This window comes from Bacteroides sp. AF20-13LB, from assembly GCF_003603065.1.
Lineage (GTDB): Bacteria > Bacteroidota > Bacteroidia > Bacteroidales > Bacteroidaceae > Bacteroides > Bacteroides uniformis.
The window spans coordinates 517,215-534,416 of the sequence record NZ_QTMH01000001.1 but is presented as its reverse complement, the minus strand read 5'-3'; the positions used below and the strand labels follow the sequence as shown (position 1 = coordinate 534,416).

Sequence of the window (17,202 nt, the reverse complement as noted above, 5' to 3'; positions counted from 1 at the left end):
TTTATTTAGATAAAATTTTCTGTAATTCGACTTCGAATACGAGCGTGCTGTGGGGAGGAATCATCTCGCCGGCACCCTGCGCTCCGTATGCCAGGTCGCTGGGGATGTAGAGTTTCCACTTGGCACCTTCGGGCATAAGCTGAAGGGCTTCCACCCAACCGGGTATCACTTGGTTTACACCGAATGTGGCAGGCTGGCCGCGCTTGATGGAGCTGTCGAACAGCGTTCCGTCAATCAGTGTGCCTTCGTAGTGGCATTGTACCTGGTCGGTTGCTTTGGCATAGTGACCGACGTTTCCTTCTGTGATAACTTCGTATTGAAGTCCGCTGGGAAGCGTAACAACTCCCTCGCGTTTTTTGTTCTCTTCCAGGAACTTTTTGCCGGCTTCTATGTTTGCTGCGTTCATCTTCTCCTCCAGTTCGGCGAAGTACTTGTTGACGATGTCACGGGCTTCTGTGTGGCTGATTGCCGTCTGGTTGCCCTCTAAAACGTCTTTGATTGCTTGTGCAAAGTCATCTACTGCAATGCCTTTGGCACCCATGCTTAAAAGATTCTGACCTATTCCAAGGCCGATAGCATAACTGAATTTGTCCATAAGATTCTTTTGTTGACGACCGGATTGGTTTCTTTTCCAGTCTATTGCAAATTTATGAGTGGCAAAAGTACGTCTTTTATTTGAATGATAAGGCTTTTAAGTATTTAATTTTTCTTATTTATATCACAACTTGAACATTCTTCTTATATTTGTCTTACTTTAATAAAGGAAAGGAGCGGAAAATGAAGAACTTGGTCATATTGTCGGGTGCTGGTATGAGCGCCGAGAGCGGCATCAGCACATTCCGTGATGCGGGCGGATTATGGGACAAATATCCGGTGGAGCAGGTGGCGACTCCCGAGGGGTATGCACGTAATCCGGAACTGGTCATTAATTTCTATAACGAACGTCGCAAGCAGTTGCTCGATGTGGTGCCGAATGCCGGGCATCTGGGCGTTGCCGACCTGGAGAGGGATTTCAATGTAACGGTCGTCACCCAGAACGTAGATAATCTGCACGAGCGTGCCGGCAGTACGCACGTGATACACTTGCATGGGGAACTGACGAAGGTTTGTTCCAGCCGCGACCCTTATAATCCGCATTTCGTCAAGGAACTGGCGCCGGAGGAATATGAAGTAAAGTTGGGCGACAAGGCGGGCGACGGTACGCAGCTCCGCCCGTTCATCGTGTGGTTTGGCGAGTCGGTGCCGGAGATTGAGACTGCCATCCGGTATGTGGAGCAGGCGGACATCTTCGTCATCATCGGCACCAGCCTGAACGTTTATCCCGCTGCGGGACTGCTGAACTACGTGCCCCGTGCCGCCGAAGTGTATCTGATAGACCCCAAGCCGGTGGACACGCACGTCATGCGTCCGATACATGTCATTCAAAAGGGAGCTTCGGAAGGGGTAAAAGAGTTGAAGGCGCTGCTTGCAGCTACCCAGCCTCCTTTGCCTTAGGACTTAATCTCCTATGTCTTAGGACTTAGCCCCTCACGGTATAGGACTTAATATGCAGAACATCCGGATGTCTTTCTCCAAAACACCCGGATGTTTTACCCCAAAACATGGGGATGTTTTGCTCCATTACATCCGGATGTTTTAGGTGAAAACATGGGGATGTTTTGGGTACTCACTCCTATACTGTAGAGAGCTGGGTATAGGGGAGATTCCCGCAAGGTATAGGTCTTGCGGGAACAAAGTATATTTGTCCTCGAAATTTGTGCTATTTCTTTATCACGGCCCGTAATACGAACCAGGCATGATGGGCTACGGTACTCATCAGTCCGTAATGCCGCGCCATGATGCGGAAGCGTTCGCGCAGGGATGCTTGCCGGTTCTGGGTGGTCATTCCCTCTTCCAGATAGTCGATGAGGGTGAGATGGGTATTGTGCAAGGTCCGTGCCTTCTTCATCACCCGGATGCACCAGTCGAAGTCGGCGGAGAAGCGGTATTGCAGGTCGTAGGGTTCTACAAGGGAAGCTTTGGCAAAGAAGGCCTGATGGCAGACCAGCATGCCCTGCTTGAAGCTTCGCCAGGTAAGCACTTCCGGGGCGGCGAGGCGGCGCATGCGGATGAAGTGACCTTCCTTGTCCACCAGTTCCGTTTCGCCGTACAGCACGTCGGGTAGTTCGTTGCCGGAGATGGAACGCACCATCTGCTGCAAGGTGTCGTCCTCGTGGAAGCTGTCGCCGGCATTGAGGAAGCAGAGGTAATCGCCGGTGGCAAGGCGGATGCCTTTGTTCATGGCGTCGTACAATCCCTTGTCCGGTTCGCTCACGATGCGGGTGATGCGGTCGCGGTAACGGTCGATAATGGAGAGCGTGCCGTCTTTGGACGCACCGTCCACAAGGATGTATTCTACGTGGTGGTAGGTTTGCGAGATAACGCTTTGAATCGTGTCCTCCAGTACCGCTTCGGCATTGTAGGTCACGGTGATGATGCTGAATTTCGGGGTGGGGTGGTTATGCATTTCTTCCGGTCACTTTGTTGTAAAGGTCAATGTATTTCTTGGCGACGACGTTCTCCGAATAGTGGGAGATGGCTTTCCGGCAGGCTTGTTCCGAGAGGCTGGGGTAGTCGGGTTCGGTCAGCGTCCAGTAGATGCCGTTGGCAAAGTCTTCCGAGGATTTGTATTGTGCCACGTAGCCGTTGTGCAGGTGGTCTATCATCTCAGGGATGCCGCCCACGTTGAATCCGACGCAGGGAATGCCGCATGCCATGGCTTCCATGATGGTGTTCGGCAGGTTCTCTTCCAGCGAGGGGGTCACGAAGATGTCCACGGCATTGTAGATGTTCACCAGTTGGTGTTCGTTGCTGACGAAGTTCAGCGGGTAGACTTTGAATGGAAGCAGGTTTTCCAGTTGTTGCGATTGGTTGCCGAAGACGACGACACCCAACTGTTCCCGGAGTTCGGGATGCTTGTCAGCCAGCAGTCGGCACGATTCTATCAAGTAGTCGATGCCTTTCCGTTTGTCCGTAATCTTCACCGAGCCGAACAGCATGAGTTTCTTGTCTTGCGGCAGCAGGCAACGGCTGCGGGCTTCCTGTCGGTTGCGGGGCTTGAAGAGGTTGGTGTTGATGGGGTTGGGGATGCACGTCACGGCATGTCCGCAGAAGAGGGCGCTTGTCCGGGCACGTTCTTCCAGCCAGCGGCTGCAGGTGACGAAGTTGATGTGGCGGTTGCGATACAATGCCTGCTTTTTGTGGAAGATGCGGTAGGAAAGGTCACGTTTGCTTCTGCCTCCGTGGATGAAGGGGCAGTTGTGGCATTCCTGCTGGTAGTGGGTGCACTCGCGGGCATGGTGACAGATGCCAGTGCAGGGCCACATGTCGTGCATGGTCCAGACGACGGGCTTGCCCGAGGCGAGAATCTTCTCGATGTTCTTCAGCGAGAGCATCCCTTGGTTTATCCAGTGCAGATGGATGACGTCTGCCTGCTGGAATTCGGGCAGTGAGGTGATGTCTGTCCCCGTGTTGGCAATGTCTACGGCAAAGATGTTCTTCTTGTTGAAGCGGTTGGCGCTCCAGATGACGATGCGCTCCCAGACGAACTTCCACACCATGCGCCAGTTATGGTCTAGTGACACAACGGAGATTTGGTCGGTCTGCTTGTCGCGTACCAGCAGCTTGGCTTTGATGCCGTGGTTCTTGAGTGATTCCATCAGACGGCTGGCGGCGATGGCTGCGCCGCCGATGCGTTCGGATGTATTGATAAGTAGTACTCTCATGACTGTTGTTCGTTTCTTCTTTTTTGAATGTTTTTTCTTGTTACAGATGCCGGTCTTGTTTCATCCATTTCCGGATACGCTTTTGCAGCGTTTGCCATATGATGGTGAAGTTGCCGTACCGTAGGTTCAACGCCAGTTCCTCGAACGACCGTGCAATCTTTATCCAGGGATGCCGCCATGCCATGATGCGGTAAACGCTATCCTTGTAGGCAGTGTTCTCGATGACGTGGCGAGGGTGCTTCAGCGGAAACTCCACTTCGTAGCGTTTCATGGTGAAGATGCGGCGGTAACCGCGCGGCATGGTGTGTACGGAGCCGGCAAAGTGGGTGGAGTCGGCAGTGGCTCCCAGATTGTTTATCATGTTGCGGGTGGGCACGATGCTCAGACCCGAATTGAACAACATGGAAGCGTGGAAGATGGTTTCGTAATAGGCTTTCCCGTGTTCGCGGTGGCGTTGGCACATGTAGATGAAGTCTTTGCGGTAGCGCCGTGTGTGGATGAGGTTCTTCAGTTGCCGCATGTTCTCCTTGTCGTCCAGGAAGGTGTAGAATTCATCCCATTGGTCCGTCACCCGCCGCCAGCTCGCCCATCCCCAGATGGAGAAGGTGGTGGCGAAGAAGTAGTCGGAAGTGATGTCCGGTGTAATCTCCTCGTTGTTGAATCCGGCAATTATGCTGATGCGTGTGTCGTGCTCATACTTGTCGAGCAGTTCCTTGCAGAAGCCGAAGAAAGAGACGGCAGGCACGTCGTCATCCTCAAGCACGATACATTTGTCCGACAAGGAGAATGCCCACTTCTGTGCCATGTATTCCGATGGGTCGCAGCCGTAGTTCTTCTCTTGGTAGTTGTGGTGTACTTCGCATTCCCAGTCGATGTCTGCCACTACTTTGCGACAAGCTTCTATGCCCGGCATGTCGCGTTCGCCGCGCGGGCCGTCCTGATAGAGAAACAGTCGTGCGGGGCGTGCTTTCTTCACTTGTTCGAATACTTGCGCCAGCAGTTTGGGGCGGTTGAAGAAAAGAATCAGTACAGATACATCTACAAGGGCTGGTTTCATGGCAATGGTTTTAGTTCCGGGTGAATATAGCAGGCATGGACTATCTGCTTCTCTTTGGGAGGAATGTCCATGTAGTTTTTATATAAATCTTTCAGATAGGCGTCCACATTGCCCGGTGCCGGGAAATCTTTTCCTTCGAAAGTGATGGTGGAGAGCGGAAAGACGGAATCTTTACGGTGCATGATGCCGTATCCGTTATTGATGAGTATATTCGAAAGATAGGTCCCTTTGGGGCGTACCAGGCAGAGCATTGCCCATATCCCTTTGAAAAGCGCATACTTCATGCCGAAGTAGAAGAATTCTGCAAAGGAGCGCAGCGAGTAGTAGTGTTGCGCGTGTAGGATGGAGTAACTGACGGAGATGCCTTTGCACAGCTTCTTTGCCCATGGGCGGGGCACGGTGGGGTAGTCGATGAAAGGGAATATATCTACGTATAGTCCTTTCTGATACTCTACGCTGAAGGTATCTCCTGCTTCAATATAGATTGAGTTTAAATCCCTTATCTTGACGATGGGCTCTTTGCTGGTAGGGTCACTTTCCGGGGTTTGCAGGAACAGTGTGTCGGGTAGTTCGGAGGGGGCTACCTTCATGAATGCTTGCATGTCTTCCAGTGTCATGCCGATGTCTATGTCATCATCCCAGGGGATGAATCCTCCATGACGCATGGCTCCCAACAGTGTGCCTCCGTCAAGCCAGTAGCTTAACTTGTGTTTCCGGCAGATGCGGTCCACCTCTTTCAGTATGGAAAGTTGCTTCAGTTGGCAGGCGCGTAGGTTGTCGGCAACGTAGTCCGATAGGTATTGGTTCTTCATACTTCTTCTCTTTTTACGTCGATGACTTGTCCGGTGAATTCGGAAAGCAGTGACTGTATGGTGGTAATGGCTACTTGCTCGGAGGTCAGCAAGGTGTTATCCGGTTCGATGCCGAAGTTATGGACACGCATCGGTGTTTTGGTGCGCTCCGGATTGATGCAGTTCACGCTGATGCCGAACGGTTCCCATTCTTGTGCTATGGCTTGCACAAAGTTCACGATGGCGGCTTTGGTCGATGAATAGATGCTGTAAAAGGCGCGTCCCCGGGTGTAGGAGCTGGAAGTGAAGAATACGAGTTTACCTTTGCTCTCCTTCAGATAGGGGAAGGCTTCAAGTGCCACGTTGACAGTACCCATATAGTTGGTGTTCACAGCGTTGCAGATGGTCTGATAGTCGCAACTCATCAGAGGTTCTTTATTCAACAGTCCGGCAGTATTGATAATGTAGTCTATCCGTCCACATTGGCGGTACACTTCCTGCAAGGCTTTGCTCACCTGCTCTTTGTTGCCTACATCCGTTCCGTTCATGCTGCGCGAATAGCAGAATACGTTGGCTCCTTTCTCTTTGAGTAGCTGAGCCACGTCTGCGCCGATGCCGTAACTACCGCCGAATACGACTGCAACCCGGTTCTTCAGGTTGTTTTCCTGGTCGATGGGCAAGGTGTTCAGTTCACTTTTGCGCAGCTGGAAGAATTTGTCCAGCAGATAGGTGTCTTCCTTATAGGTCAGCTTCATGTTGCTTTCTTCGCCGTTCACTACATAAACCGGTACTTCCGGAAGGTATTTCACTACTACGCCGCAGTCGTCGGTCACTTTAAAGGCCGGGTCTTGCAAGGCAATGTCATAGGCATGCTTGATGGTTTCCAGATGGAATGCTTGCGGAGTCTGTCCTCGCATCAGTTTGCTGCGGTCTGGGATTTCCTGAATGAATCTGTCATTGACTTGTATAATGGTATCCGTGGCGGGCATTGCCACATCAATAGCTTTGTAGGTTTCCAATGCGGCAATAACGTCATTCAGAATCCGCTGGCTCACTAACGGACGTACGGCATCGTGGAATATCAGATTGACGTCAGTGTCTTCGTAGGCTTTGATGGCGGATAGGCTGGAATGATACCGTTCTTGTCCGCCTTTCAATATCTTCTTGACCTTCTTCCATCCGTTCTTGATGATGATAGATTCGAAATCGGAGATATAGAAAGGATTGGATACGATAGCTATCTCGTGAATATGTGGATTGCTTTCGAAAGTATCGATGGTGTGCTCCACGACCATTTTTCCCGCTACCTTGAAGAATTGCTTGGGAGTGGACAATCCCAGACGGCTACCGACTCCTCCTGCCAATATGACTACTACATTCTTTTTCATTGTATCAATAGAAATGTGATGCTGCAAAAATACGAATTAATTGCTTCTTTGCAGCATTCCGGTTGGGATAAAGTGGCATATCTGTTGGGATAACTCTCTTTTTATTCTCTTCTTGTCTGCTCTATGGCTTCCATTAATCTGTCTGATGTGCCGCTTACTATTTTCCGGCAGAACATCTTTCCAGACTGCCGCAATACCGGCAGGTCCTCGAGTGTCATCACGCGGATGGATGCGCCGTAGTCTATGTAGTGCAAGGGGGTGAGACGGGTAAGTCCGGGGTATTCTCCCTCTAAAAGAAGCCCTTTTGAGGCAAAAGGGGAGTTGAATACGATGGTCTGTATGCACAGTTCGCTGGGTACAAAGCTGGTTCTGAAATACTTCACCAGCTTCTCCTCCGTGCACAACTTTTCATATACATATCGTGCGCAGGGCAACGTGATGGCCCAATAGTCGGAACCGAAATAGACATCTGCCTGCTTGCCCTCCAAGGGTGCAAAAGGGGCTTTCCGGATGGGGAGTATCTGTGCCAGCTTGCGCGATGCTACGATGAGTTTGTTCTTCCACCATATACTCTTCCAAGGCAGGTCACGGAAAGGGTGGTAATGGGTTATCTTGTGCAACTGCTGTTTCACGGTGCAGCGTGTCAGGTTGAAACCGCCGATGAATTCAGTGTCTTGATGCTCCTCGAAATAGTGGTGGATGGCGTTGTTGTTCCATAACGGATAGTCTTGCCCGCTCAGGCATACTACACGGGTATAGGGGATGCCGCTGTGCAATACGGCGGCAAGCAATTCTTTCTGATATTCCACTTGTTCCCATCCTCCCCAGCTTATCCGGTGGCGGGGCACGAAAGTGACCTTGTCTCCCAAGGCTTCTTCAAAAGGGTGTATATCGGCATTGAGGTCGATGTGCACGTAGAAGTCTGCCCGGTCATCCAGTGCGGCAACCAGGCGTGCCAAGTGTGGGGCATCCTTGTAGGCGGATATGATGTAGGCTATGCGGCTCATGCTCTTTTTTTCTTTAAGAGGAATTCAATGCTTTCCCGGAAGATGGTAGATTGTAGTTTCCACAAAACCAGTGCATAAAGCCCAGCTACCATAATGATTTTGGCTGCCATATTTAAGTATAGGTTTTCTATGGGCTGAGTAGCATAGTGAGTTGACACTACGAGTACAATGGATAGGGAGAGATAAGGAGAGATGTCTTTCAGCATATCGCGCAGTCTTAATCCTATCTCCCTCTTGACAAAACGGAACCATACAAACAGCCAGCCGATATTGATAATGACGAAAATACGCAGCATCCATTCCAACCCGTATGGGTATATGGCGCATACAGCTGCTATTTGCAGCAGGCTCAAGCTGATGGTGCTCCACATATAGATAGAAGAATGTCCCCGGCTGATGAGCAGGTTGGAGAACAGATTGATGACGGGAATAAATGCTCCCCAAATACATAACAGTTGCAAGATATCGGCACTGGGCAGCCACTTCTCCGTGATAGTGATTATAATCAGTTCTTTCGATACCAAGCTCAATCCCAGCATGGCGGGGAAAGAGATAAAGGCGGTGAAGCGCAGCAGCTTTCTGAATACGGCAAGTTGCCGTGCCTTGTCGTCGGCAACCCGGGTAAAGACGGGTTGTGCAATGCCGTTTATCATGCCCGTAATCGTGGTATGTCCCATGCCGTTCCACTTGTTTGCCTGCGTAAAGTTACCCACTTCCCGTTCCGAATAGAACTTACCCAACAAGACGGAAAACAAATTGTTATTGATTATGGTGAAGATATTCGTAATGATTATCTTACTGCTGAACCCTATCATCTCCTTAATGGGTGTGAAGTCGAACCGGAAGCGGGGTCTCCAATGCGAGAAGTAGAAGTTAAGAATCGTCATTACGGTGATGAAAGAGATGCTTTGCAATGCAATCCCCCAATAGGCGAATCCGTTTGCCGCCAATGTGATGCCCACAATACCGGAGACTATCAGACTTGAAATAGAAATGACGGTAGTGTCCTTGATTCTGAGGTTCTTGAATAGATATGCCCTCGGTGCAATGCTCATGCTGGAAATGACGAATCCCAAGAAGGAGAGACGGGACAGCGGTATCAGCTCGGGCGTATCGTAGAAGTCGGCAATCAGCGGTGCGGCAAAGAAGAGTAATATATATATAGTAGTGCTGCACATCAGGCTGAACCAGAACACGGCGTTGTAATCCTTGTGCAAAGTCTCCTTCCGGTTGGTCAGTGCCGAAATGAACCCACCCTCCTGCAAGGCGGCGGCAATGGCGGAGAAGATGGTAAGCATCCCTACCATACCATAATCCGAAGCATCCAGCAGACGGGCAAGGACTATTCCGAATCCCAGATTTAACAACTGCTGTATGCCGTTGCTGAATCCTCCCCAGAAGAGGCCTTTGGCTGTTTTTTCTTTGAGTGATGTATCGGACATAGTTTATTGGTTGATAAGGCAACGAGTTAACAAGGCCACGAGGCTTTTCCTTCCTCCTTGTAGCCTTGTTAACTCGTTACCTTGTTACTGTTTTATTTCACCTCGCTGCCCGGCTTCACCTCTTTCAGCAGTGAAGTCACCGCCAGCGAGCCGTCATAATTCTCGGCAGAGAGAATCATTCCCTCACTTACCAGCCCGTTCTTGAATTGGCGTGGAGCGAGGTTGGCGATGAACAGCACTTGCTTGCCTACCAGTTCTTCCGGTTTGTAGTGCTGGGCAATGCCGCTGACGATGGTGCGGTTTTCCAGCCCGTCGGCAATCTTGAACTTCAGCAGCTTCTTCATCTTGGGCACTGCCTCGCATTCAAGCACTGTACCTACGCGGATATCCAGCTTTTCAAAGTCTTCGAAGGCGATGGTCGGCTTGATGGGGTTTGCCTTGTAGGTGGCGGCTTCGTTTGCCTTCTTGGTGGCAAGCAGCTTGTCTACTTGTGCCTGGATGACGTCGTCTTCTATCTTTTCGAACAGCAGTTCGGGGGTGCCCAGCTGATGTCCGGCAGGCAACAGGTCGGTGTGTCCCAGCTCTGCCCAGTCAAAGCTGTCCATGTTCAGCATCTTGCGAAGCTTCTCGCTGCTGAAGGGCAGGAACGGTTCGAAAGCAATGGCAAGGTTGGCGACCAACTGCAACGAGATGTGGAGAATGGTGGCTACGCGCTCCATGTCTGTCTTGGCAAGCTTCCACGGCTCGGTGTCTGCCAGGTATTTGTTTCCGATGCGGGCAAGGTTCATCGCTTCCTTCTGTGCGTCGCGGAATTTGAATACATCCAGCAACTTCTCCACTTCTGCCTTGACGTCGGCAAATTCTTTCAGCGTCTCGCGGTCGTAGTCGTTCAGTTCGCCTGCGGCGGGCACTACGCTGTCGAAGTACTTCTTGGTGAGTTGCAGGGCGCGGTTCACGAAGTTGCCATAAACGGCAACCAGCTCGTTGTTATTACGTGCCTGGAAGTCCTTCCAGGTGAAGTCGTTGTCTTTTGTCTCCGGTGCGTTGGCGGTCAGCACGTAGCGCAGCACATCCTGCTTGCCGGGGAAGTCAACGAGATACTCGTGCAGCCATACCGCCCAGTTGCGTGAAGTGGAAATCTTGTCGCCCTCCAGGTTCAGGAACTCGTTGCTCGGCACGTTGTCCGGCAGGATGTAGCTACCCTCTGCCTTCAGCATGGCGGGGAACACGATGCAGTGGAACACGATATTGTCTTTTCCGATGAAGTGTACCAGACGCGTTTCGGGGTCTTTCCACCATTTCTCCCATGTGTCGGGCAGCAACTCTTTGGTGTTGCTGATGTAGCCGATAGGGGCGTCGAACCATACATAGAGCACTTTGCCCTCGGCACCCTCTACGGGAACGGGAATACCCCAATCCAGGTCGCGGCTCACGGCACGCGGCTGCAAGCCCATGTCGAGCCAGCTCTTGCATTGGCCATAAACATTGGGACGCCACTCCTTATGGTCTTCCAGAATCCATTGGCGAAGCCATTCCTCGTGTTTGTCCAGCGGCAGATACCAGTGCTTCGTCTCACGCATCACGGGCTGGCTGCCGCTGATGGCACTCTTCGGATTAATCAGGTCCGTGGGGCTGAGGCTGGTGCCGCACTTCTCGCATTGGTCGCCGTAAGCGCCTTCGGCATGGCAGTGGGGGCACTCGCCGGTGATGTAGCGGTCGGCAAGGAAGGTCTTGGCTTCTTCGTCGTAATACTGCATGCTGGTCTTTTCGATGAATTCTCCCTTATCGTACAGCTTGCGGAAGAAGTCGGAAGCCGTGTCGTGATGCGTCTTTGAGGTAGTACGGCTGTACACGTCGAAGGAGACGCCGAACTCTTCGAAAGACTTCTTTATAAGCGTATGATAGCGGTCCACCACGTCTTGCGGGGTGATGCCTTCCTTCTTGGCGCGGATGGTGATGGGCACTCCGTGTTCGTCGGAGCCGCCGATGAAGATTACATCTTCCTTTTTCAGTCGCAGGTAGCGGACGTAGATGTCGGCAGGAACATAAACGCCTGCCAGGTGTCCGATATGAACCGGGCCGTTGGCATACGGCAATGCCGAGGTCACGGTGGTACGTTTGAATTTCTTTTCCATTGTGTTATTATGTATCTCTTTTGTTATGAACGCTTTTAGTGGCACAAAGATAGCTGTTTTCTGCAAAATATGAGTATTCTTCCAGATTCTTTCCAGATTTAGGCTTCATCTTTGCCATACAAAATGAACAAACTTGGTATTGATAATGTAAAAAAACGAAATGACTATGAAACTGGAAAAGTACTTCTTATTATTGGCGTTAGGCGTGTTTGCCTTTGCCTTGCAAAGCTGTGATGATGACGACAACGACGGAATCTCCGTGCCCGCGGAACTGAGTAATGCGTTGGCCAAGGAGCATCCCAATGCCCAGCGTATAGAATGGGAAACAAAAGGTGCATATTATGTGGCTGATTTCCATGAGGACAATTTCGAAAAGGAGGCCTGGTTCACCAAAGACGGTGTATGGCAGATGACCGAAACCGACCTCCGTTATGCAGACCTTCCCGCTCCGGTGAGAAGCTCTTACGAGAGTAGTACCTATTATAATGTATGGAAGGTGGAAGATGTAGACAAGCTGGAACGTAAGGAAATGGCTGTTGTCTACATCATCGAAGTGGAGAAAGGTAATCAGGAAATGGACCTCTATTATTCGGAGGACGGCATTCTGGTGAAGGAAGTGGCCGATGCGCACAACGGCGGTTCTCCCGAAGATTATCTCCCTTCTGATATTTCCGCTGCCATCAAAGATTTTATAGCAGAGAAATATCCCAATGCCCGCATTGTGGATATTGAAAAAGAAAAGAACGGTATGACGGAAGTCGAAATCGTGCACGGAAGTATCAGCAAGGATGTGATGTTCACCGCTGAGGGTGCATGGGCCTATACTATCTGGGATATCAGTAAGAGACATCTGGAGGATGTAGTGAAGAACGCCGTTACGGCTGCCCATCCCGGTTATGTCATTGATGATGCCGACTTTATTGAGACTCCCGATGGCAGTTACTTTTTGGTAGAGATGGAGCAAGGGGAAAGGGAAATCTACGTAAAGGTGACAGCGGAAGGTGAAATACTGCCATAATCTTATACTGAATACTTCCCTTTAAATCAGCGTATTGTATTTACCGCTTGTTTAGCTAAATCAGGAAAAGACATACCATCTAATGTAAAGCCGTTTACCATAGGGTGTAACGGCCGTTACTCCATATTGTAACGGTCGTTACACCATAGTGTAAAGCCTTTTACCTCGTAGTGTAAATGAAGTTACCGTTTGGGGTAACCGGAGTTATCATGTGAGGTGACCGGAGCTGTCATGTGAAGTCGTACTCTTCTACATAAGCGTCGAAGTACTCCGTCCGTTGGAGTCCTAAGTTACGGGCAATTGCAATGACTTGTTGCTGCTCGGTTGGTGAGAGCAAAGTTTCCCCTTTCCGCTTCTGATAATATCTTCGGATACCCCATAAGCCGATGAGCCGGTAGCGGAACGTGCCGGACTGGCCGACAGAGATGGCTTCTGCCGTATGGATAAAGCCTTTGGCATAGCGCACTTTCTTATTCGAGCAATAATACTTGCATTTTCCCGCTGTGGACTCTATTGCTTTCGGATTCAGTACATATAGGAAGATGTTGTTTGAGGGTGCATACGTATATGCAATCCGGCGCAGGCAGGTGTCAGTATAAGGGCATGTGTCAGTAGCGCATAAGCCGAAGTTATGGGGAACTTTGGAATAATCGAAAGTTTCTTCTTTCATCATTTTTTTGTTTAAAGTTCCGCAAAGGTACAATTAGTTTGGAGATTGATGGGTGCTTCACCTGATATTTGTTTTATCCCGAAAATATTATGTATTTTACGTAACGTGAAATGCGTAACGTAAAACATGGAATCATTCCGCCTTCCGGTTTCCGCATTTCGTCTTCCCCATTCCGCACCCCGTCCGTAAATGCTTCCCGCTTACTTGCCGCAGGACTATATTTGCAGAAAACATTTGCATATTCCCATGAAGACAAACTCTGTGATTCTATTGGTGTTGTGGCTTGCGGCGTGGCCGTTCTGCTGCCGGGGGCAAGGCTATATCAGTTACGACTATCTGCCCGAAAGTTCGTTGAAGGATGACCTCGGCAACGAGTATGGTTCGGGCAGCCTGATGATGGTATCGGGAAGGTATAACCTGCCGCTTTCCGTCAGGCATGACGACAAGGGCAGGCTGGTGGCGTGGTCGGCAACCGTCAATGCTGCCTATGGCGTATTCCATAATAAGGGGCAGGCGCGGGAGTTGAATCCGGACAATCTGCTGAATGCCAGTCTGAATATCTCCCACATCCGTCCCCTGTCCGACAAGTGGAGTATCATAGCCTCTGTGGGCAGCGGTGTCTATGCCCCGTTGGACGGGGTTTCCATGAAGACCCTACTGGCTAATGGAGCAATCATCTTTGTCTATAAACTGCGGAAGAACCTCAACTTGGGCATCGGTGCGGGGTTGACGAACTCTTACGGTATCCCGATGATACTGCCCATGATGTACTTCAGTTGGAGGAATGCCGGCAGGTATGAGCTGAAAGTGGATATGTCCAGCGGCATGAAAGTGTCCGTCGCCACCTGGCTGAACAAGAAGCTGAAGCTGGAACTGACCGCCCTCGATATGGACGGCATGTCTGCCGTGATGGAAGTCGACGGGAAATCGAAAATCTATTCTACCGTCATGCTGAGGTCATACATCAGTCCTTCGTACCGGTTGAGTAGGAAGACGGCTGTTTATCTGGGAGTGGGCGGTAACTGGATACGCGGAATAAGTATGTCGGACCGTAGTTTGAAAGGTTTTCTCAATAACTTCAAGAACGATGAGGACGAGCCTTGCTTCAGACCGACTCTGCGCCTGACGGTGGGATTCAGGTATACGCTGAAATGACAAATGCCATTTTAGTAGAGACAAGAGGTAAAATAGTATCTTTGTCGCAATAACAGACACGTTTTATGGTAAAGTATTTATTAGTAGAAGATGAGCGCTTCGCCTACGAAGAGCTGAAGCGTATGATGCAACGGCTGCGCCCTTCCTGGCAGTTGGCGGGCTGGGCAGAGAGCGTGGAGCAGGCTGTACTGCTCTTGCGTCAGGGCAGCCTGGACTTGATGATTGTAGATATCCGCTTGTCCGACGGGTTGAGCTTTGAGATATTCGAGCAGTGTCCCGTCGATTTGCCCGTTATCTTCACCACCGCCTACGACGAATATGCCATCAAGGCTTTCAAGGTAAACAGTATCGACTATCTGTTGAAACCCATTGAAGAAAGCGACCTAGAAGCAGCCTTGTGCAAGTTCGAGCGCAACAGTGCCCTCCGTTCTGCGGCTCCCGAATATCGGCAACTGGAACTCGGCTACTTGGCAGCCAACAAGAAGAACCGTTTTCTGGTGCAGGTAGGCGATACCTTCCGCTACGTAGAAACTCCGGATGTCGCTTTCTTTTATAGTGAGGACAAGCTGACTTATCTGCACCTCTTCTCCGGGAAACGGTATATCATCAGCTACTCGCTGGACCAGTTGGAGGGAATGCTGGATAGGGATGTTTTCTTTAGGGTTTCAAGGAGCTGCATATCCAACATTAGGTCCATCCGGAAGAGTTCCAGGTACTTCGGCAGTCGCTTGAAGCTTTACTTCGAGCCGGAGTGCCCGCACGAGGTATTGGTGAGCCGCAGTCGCGTGGCCGATTTCTTGAAATGGGTGGACGGAGTGGTATGAGTTATAAGTTATGAGGCATAAGAGATACATATTCCTTTTTATACTGACGGTTTCCGTCTCGTTGCTTGTCATAGGGTGCGTTTATAACGTCATCAGCGGTAAGCCGTGGTATGCGAATATCATGGTGCAGTTCTTTCTGAATCTTCCTTTGTGCATAGGGCTGGGGTTCATCGACTTTGGGGTTATCAACTTGATATATAAAAGACTGAAACAGCGCAACAATGCGGTGAGGATTCTGGTGGATATCGTGTTGACCACTGCACTGGCTGTTCTGTTGACGTACATCTTGAACTTCCTGCTGATGGGCGGGCATGGAAATTTCTGGCATATCCTGAGAAACTCCCTGCCGGTAGTGCCGTGGAACTGGATTATCGTTCTGCAGATAGAGATATTCTTCTATAGCCTGCAACGTTCGGAGATGGAGAAGCAGATGGCTGTCATCGAGAAGGAGAAGGCGCTGTATCAGTTCGAGGTGCTGAAAAAACAGATTAATCCCCATTTCTTATTCAATAGTCTGAATGTCCTTGCCTCCCTTGCTTATCAGGATACCGAAAAGACGAACCGGTTTGCCAAGAAGCTGTCTACGGTGTACCGTTATCTGCTCACTACGCATGGCAGAGCTACGGTGACCGTGCAGGAAGAACTGTCGTTCGTAGAGTCGTATTTATACCTGGAGCATATCCGCTTTGGCGATGCGCTGCATGTGGAGATAGAAGATGATTTGCGGAATCATCATTGTCTCGTCATTCCTGCCAGCATACAGATGCTTGTGGAGAATGCCTTGAAGCATAATATCAGTACAAAGAAGTCGCCGCTGATAGTCCATATATCCATAGGAAACGAAGGGATTACGGTGCGCAACAATCTTCAGTTGCGTAATTATGTGACCAGTAACGGAGCGGGATTGAAGAACCTGCAACGGCAGTATGCCCTATACGGCACGCTGGTGGAGATTCTTAAGGACGAAAAGGAGTTTGTGGTGAAACTTCCCTTTGTGGGCGGAGACGTGAACCGCCTCAACACAATATAGTACTCTTCCCGAAGAAGAATCTGGAAACGTGTATCTTGTCCATAGCCCACGCCATACCCATGCAGCCGCTAAGAGTGAAGGCGGTGGCAGTGACAAGGAACAGCATCCCCGTAGGGTCGAAGGCGAACACGGGCAGAAACGCCTTGGACAGAATGGTGAAAATGGGTGAGAAAAGGAGTATGACCAGCGTATTGCGCCCTATAAAGAAGGCAAGCCGTTTGGCTTGTGCCGGCAGATAGCCGTAGGCTGCCAACAGCAGGCTGATGGAAAGCCAGGTGATGGCGACTCCTGCCAGAGTACCCCTATCCAGATTGGCGGGAAAACAGCATAGTATTACGAATGGAACAATGGCGAAGGTTGTGGCGCGAAAGACTTGTGTAAAACGAAGCCCGCTTTGGCTCACTGTCATGCCGATAAGGAAATAGAGGGCATTGGAGAAGTTCATCAATCCTCCCCAATGGGAAAGGGCAAACAGGCAGACACCGGTCACAACCAGCCGGGAGACAACCGACAGCCTTACATAGCGGAATGTGATATAATAGATGAGGCTGCACAGAATCAGTGTATGCAGATACCAGTAAGGCCCCATCGGATGGAGGAATACCTTGTCGAGCAATACGGTAGGAGTAATGGCATCTACACTTTCGCGTACGGGCAGGAAATGCGACATCACCGTATAGGCCGCCTCCATGCAGGCATACGGAATGAAAATCCATAGAAACTTGCGGAGAAAGCTTCGGGCATCCTTCCGGTTATTGGCCAGATAGCCCGAAATAATCAGGAAAGCGGACATGTGGAACGTATAGACGATTTGTTTCGCATACGGATACTTGTCGCCTATATATACAAGGTGGAAGATAATCATCAAGGTGATGAAGATGCATTTCAGATAATCTATCTCTTTGACACGGCTTTCCATAT

Annotated in this window: 16 protein-coding genes; 5 read left to right on the top strand and 11 right to left on the bottom strand. The window is 50.3% G+C overall.

What is annotated here, in order from left to right:
• Position 1: 1 nt before the first annotated feature.
• Positions 2–595, bottom strand: coding sequence for an FKBP-type peptidyl-prolyl cis-trans isomerase (locus DWX62_RS02030; protein WP_005830842.1), 594 nt, complete (start codon positions 593–595; stop codon positions 2–4).
• A gap of 182 nt (positions 596–777) precedes the next feature.
• Here DWX62_RS02030 and DWX62_RS02025 point away from each other — a divergent pair, with 182 nt between their 5' ends.
• Complete coding sequence (locus DWX62_RS02025) at positions 778–1,494, top strand: NAD-dependent deacylase (protein WP_117601410.1); 717 nt, start codon at positions 778–780, stop codon at positions 1,492–1,494.
• 265 nt (positions 1,495–1,759) lie between these two features.
• Here the strand turns inward: DWX62_RS02025 and DWX62_RS02020 are convergent, their stop codons facing one another.
• The 8 genes from DWX62_RS02020 to metG all read right to left on the bottom strand — a co-directional run bounded on the left by DWX62_RS02020 (position 1,760) and on the right by metG (position 11,584).
• Positions 1,760–2,506, bottom strand: a complete 747-nt coding sequence (locus DWX62_RS02020) for a glycosyltransferase family 2 protein (protein WP_022400784.1) — start codon at positions 2,504–2,506, stop codon at positions 1,760–1,762.
• Positions 2,499–3,764 (bottom strand): glycosyltransferase family 4 protein, encoded by a 1,266-nt coding sequence (locus tag DWX62_RS02015; protein WP_057258771.1) that lies wholly within the window; start codon positions 3,762–3,764, stop codon positions 2,499–2,501. Before DWX62_RS02015 ends, DWX62_RS02020 begins: the two co-directional genes overlap by 8 nt.
• Before the next feature lie 40 nt (positions 3,765–3,804).
• Positions 3,805–4,821, bottom strand: a complete 1,017-nt coding sequence (locus DWX62_RS02010; protein ID WP_008662502.1) for a hypothetical protein — start codon at positions 4,819–4,821, stop codon at positions 3,805–3,807.
• Positions 4,818–5,633: a LicD family protein gene (locus DWX62_RS02005; protein WP_005830831.1), complete on the bottom strand. Its 816-nt coding sequence runs from the start codon at positions 5,631–5,633 to the stop codon at positions 4,818–4,820. Before DWX62_RS02005 ends, DWX62_RS02010 begins: the two co-directional genes overlap by 4 nt.
• Complete coding sequence (locus DWX62_RS02000; protein ID WP_008662504.1) at positions 5,630–7,000, bottom strand: bifunctional cytidylyltransferase/SDR family oxidoreductase; 1,371 nt, start codon at positions 6,998–7,000, stop codon at positions 5,630–5,632. Before DWX62_RS02000 ends, DWX62_RS02005 begins: the two co-directional genes overlap by 4 nt.
• 101 nt (positions 7,001–7,101) lie before the next feature.
• Positions 7,102–8,007: a beta-1,6-N-acetylglucosaminyltransferase gene (locus DWX62_RS01995; RefSeq protein ID WP_120172547.1), complete on the bottom strand. Its 906-nt coding sequence runs from the start codon at positions 8,005–8,007 to the stop codon at positions 7,102–7,104.
• Entirely contained in the window at positions 8,004–9,449 is a 1,446-nt protein-coding gene (locus tag DWX62_RS01990) for a lipopolysaccharide biosynthesis protein (protein WP_117969061.1), read from the bottom strand. Before DWX62_RS01990 ends, DWX62_RS01995 begins: the two co-directional genes overlap by 4 nt.
• 92 nt (positions 9,450–9,541) lie before the next feature.
• Positions 9,542–11,584 carry a methionine--tRNA ligase gene (metG, locus tag DWX62_RS01985; protein WP_009037611.1) on the bottom strand — a complete coding sequence of 681 codons (2,043 nt, stop codon included), beginning with the start codon at positions 11,582–11,584 and terminating at the stop codon, positions 9,542–9,544.
• Positions 11,585–11,750: 166 nt separating this feature from the next.
• On the opposite strand from metG, the gene DWX62_RS01980 reads away from it, so the two are divergent.
• Positions 11,751–12,602 carry a PepSY-like domain-containing protein gene (locus DWX62_RS01980; protein WP_005834354.1) on the top strand — a complete coding sequence of 284 codons (852 nt, stop codon included), beginning with the start codon at positions 11,751–11,753 and terminating at the stop codon, positions 12,600–12,602.
• Positions 12,603–12,831: 229 nt separating this feature from the next.
• Here the strand turns inward: DWX62_RS01980 and DWX62_RS01975 are convergent, their stop codons facing one another.
• A complete protein-coding gene (locus tag DWX62_RS01975; RefSeq protein WP_009037613.1) occupies positions 12,832–13,272 on the bottom strand; it encodes a DUF6078 family protein in 441 nt (146 codons plus the stop codon).
• Positions 13,273–13,518: 246 nt separating this feature from the next.
• Here DWX62_RS01975 and DWX62_RS01965 point away from each other — a divergent pair, with 246 nt between their 5' ends.
• From DWX62_RS01965 to DWX62_RS01955, 3 genes are all read left to right on the top strand, one after another.
• The gene (locus tag DWX62_RS01965) at positions 13,519–14,427 is read left to right on the top strand and encodes a DUF6268 family outer membrane beta-barrel protein (RefSeq protein ID WP_008662515.1); all 909 of its coding nucleotides are present in this window, start codon (positions 13,519–13,521) and stop codon (positions 14,425–14,427) included.
• A gap of 65 nt (positions 14,428–14,492) precedes the next feature.
• Positions 14,493–15,251 (top strand): LytTR family DNA-binding domain-containing protein, encoded by a 759-nt coding sequence (locus DWX62_RS01960; protein ID WP_005834358.1) that lies wholly within the window; start codon positions 14,493–14,495, stop codon positions 15,249–15,251.
• Positions 15,252–15,261: 10 nt separating this feature from the next.
• Positions 15,262–16,281, top strand: a complete 1,020-nt coding sequence (locus DWX62_RS01955; protein WP_120172546.1) for a sensor histidine kinase — start codon at positions 15,262–15,264, stop codon at positions 16,279–16,281.
• On the opposite strand, the gene DWX62_RS01950 is transcribed toward DWX62_RS01955, so the two are convergent.
• Positions 16,268–17,200, bottom strand: a complete 933-nt coding sequence (locus DWX62_RS01950) for an acyltransferase (protein WP_009037616.1) — start codon at positions 17,198–17,200, stop codon at positions 16,268–16,270. The genes DWX62_RS01955 and DWX62_RS01950 overlap by 14 nt on opposite strands.
• Between the last annotated feature and the right edge of the window lie 2 nt (positions 17,201–17,202).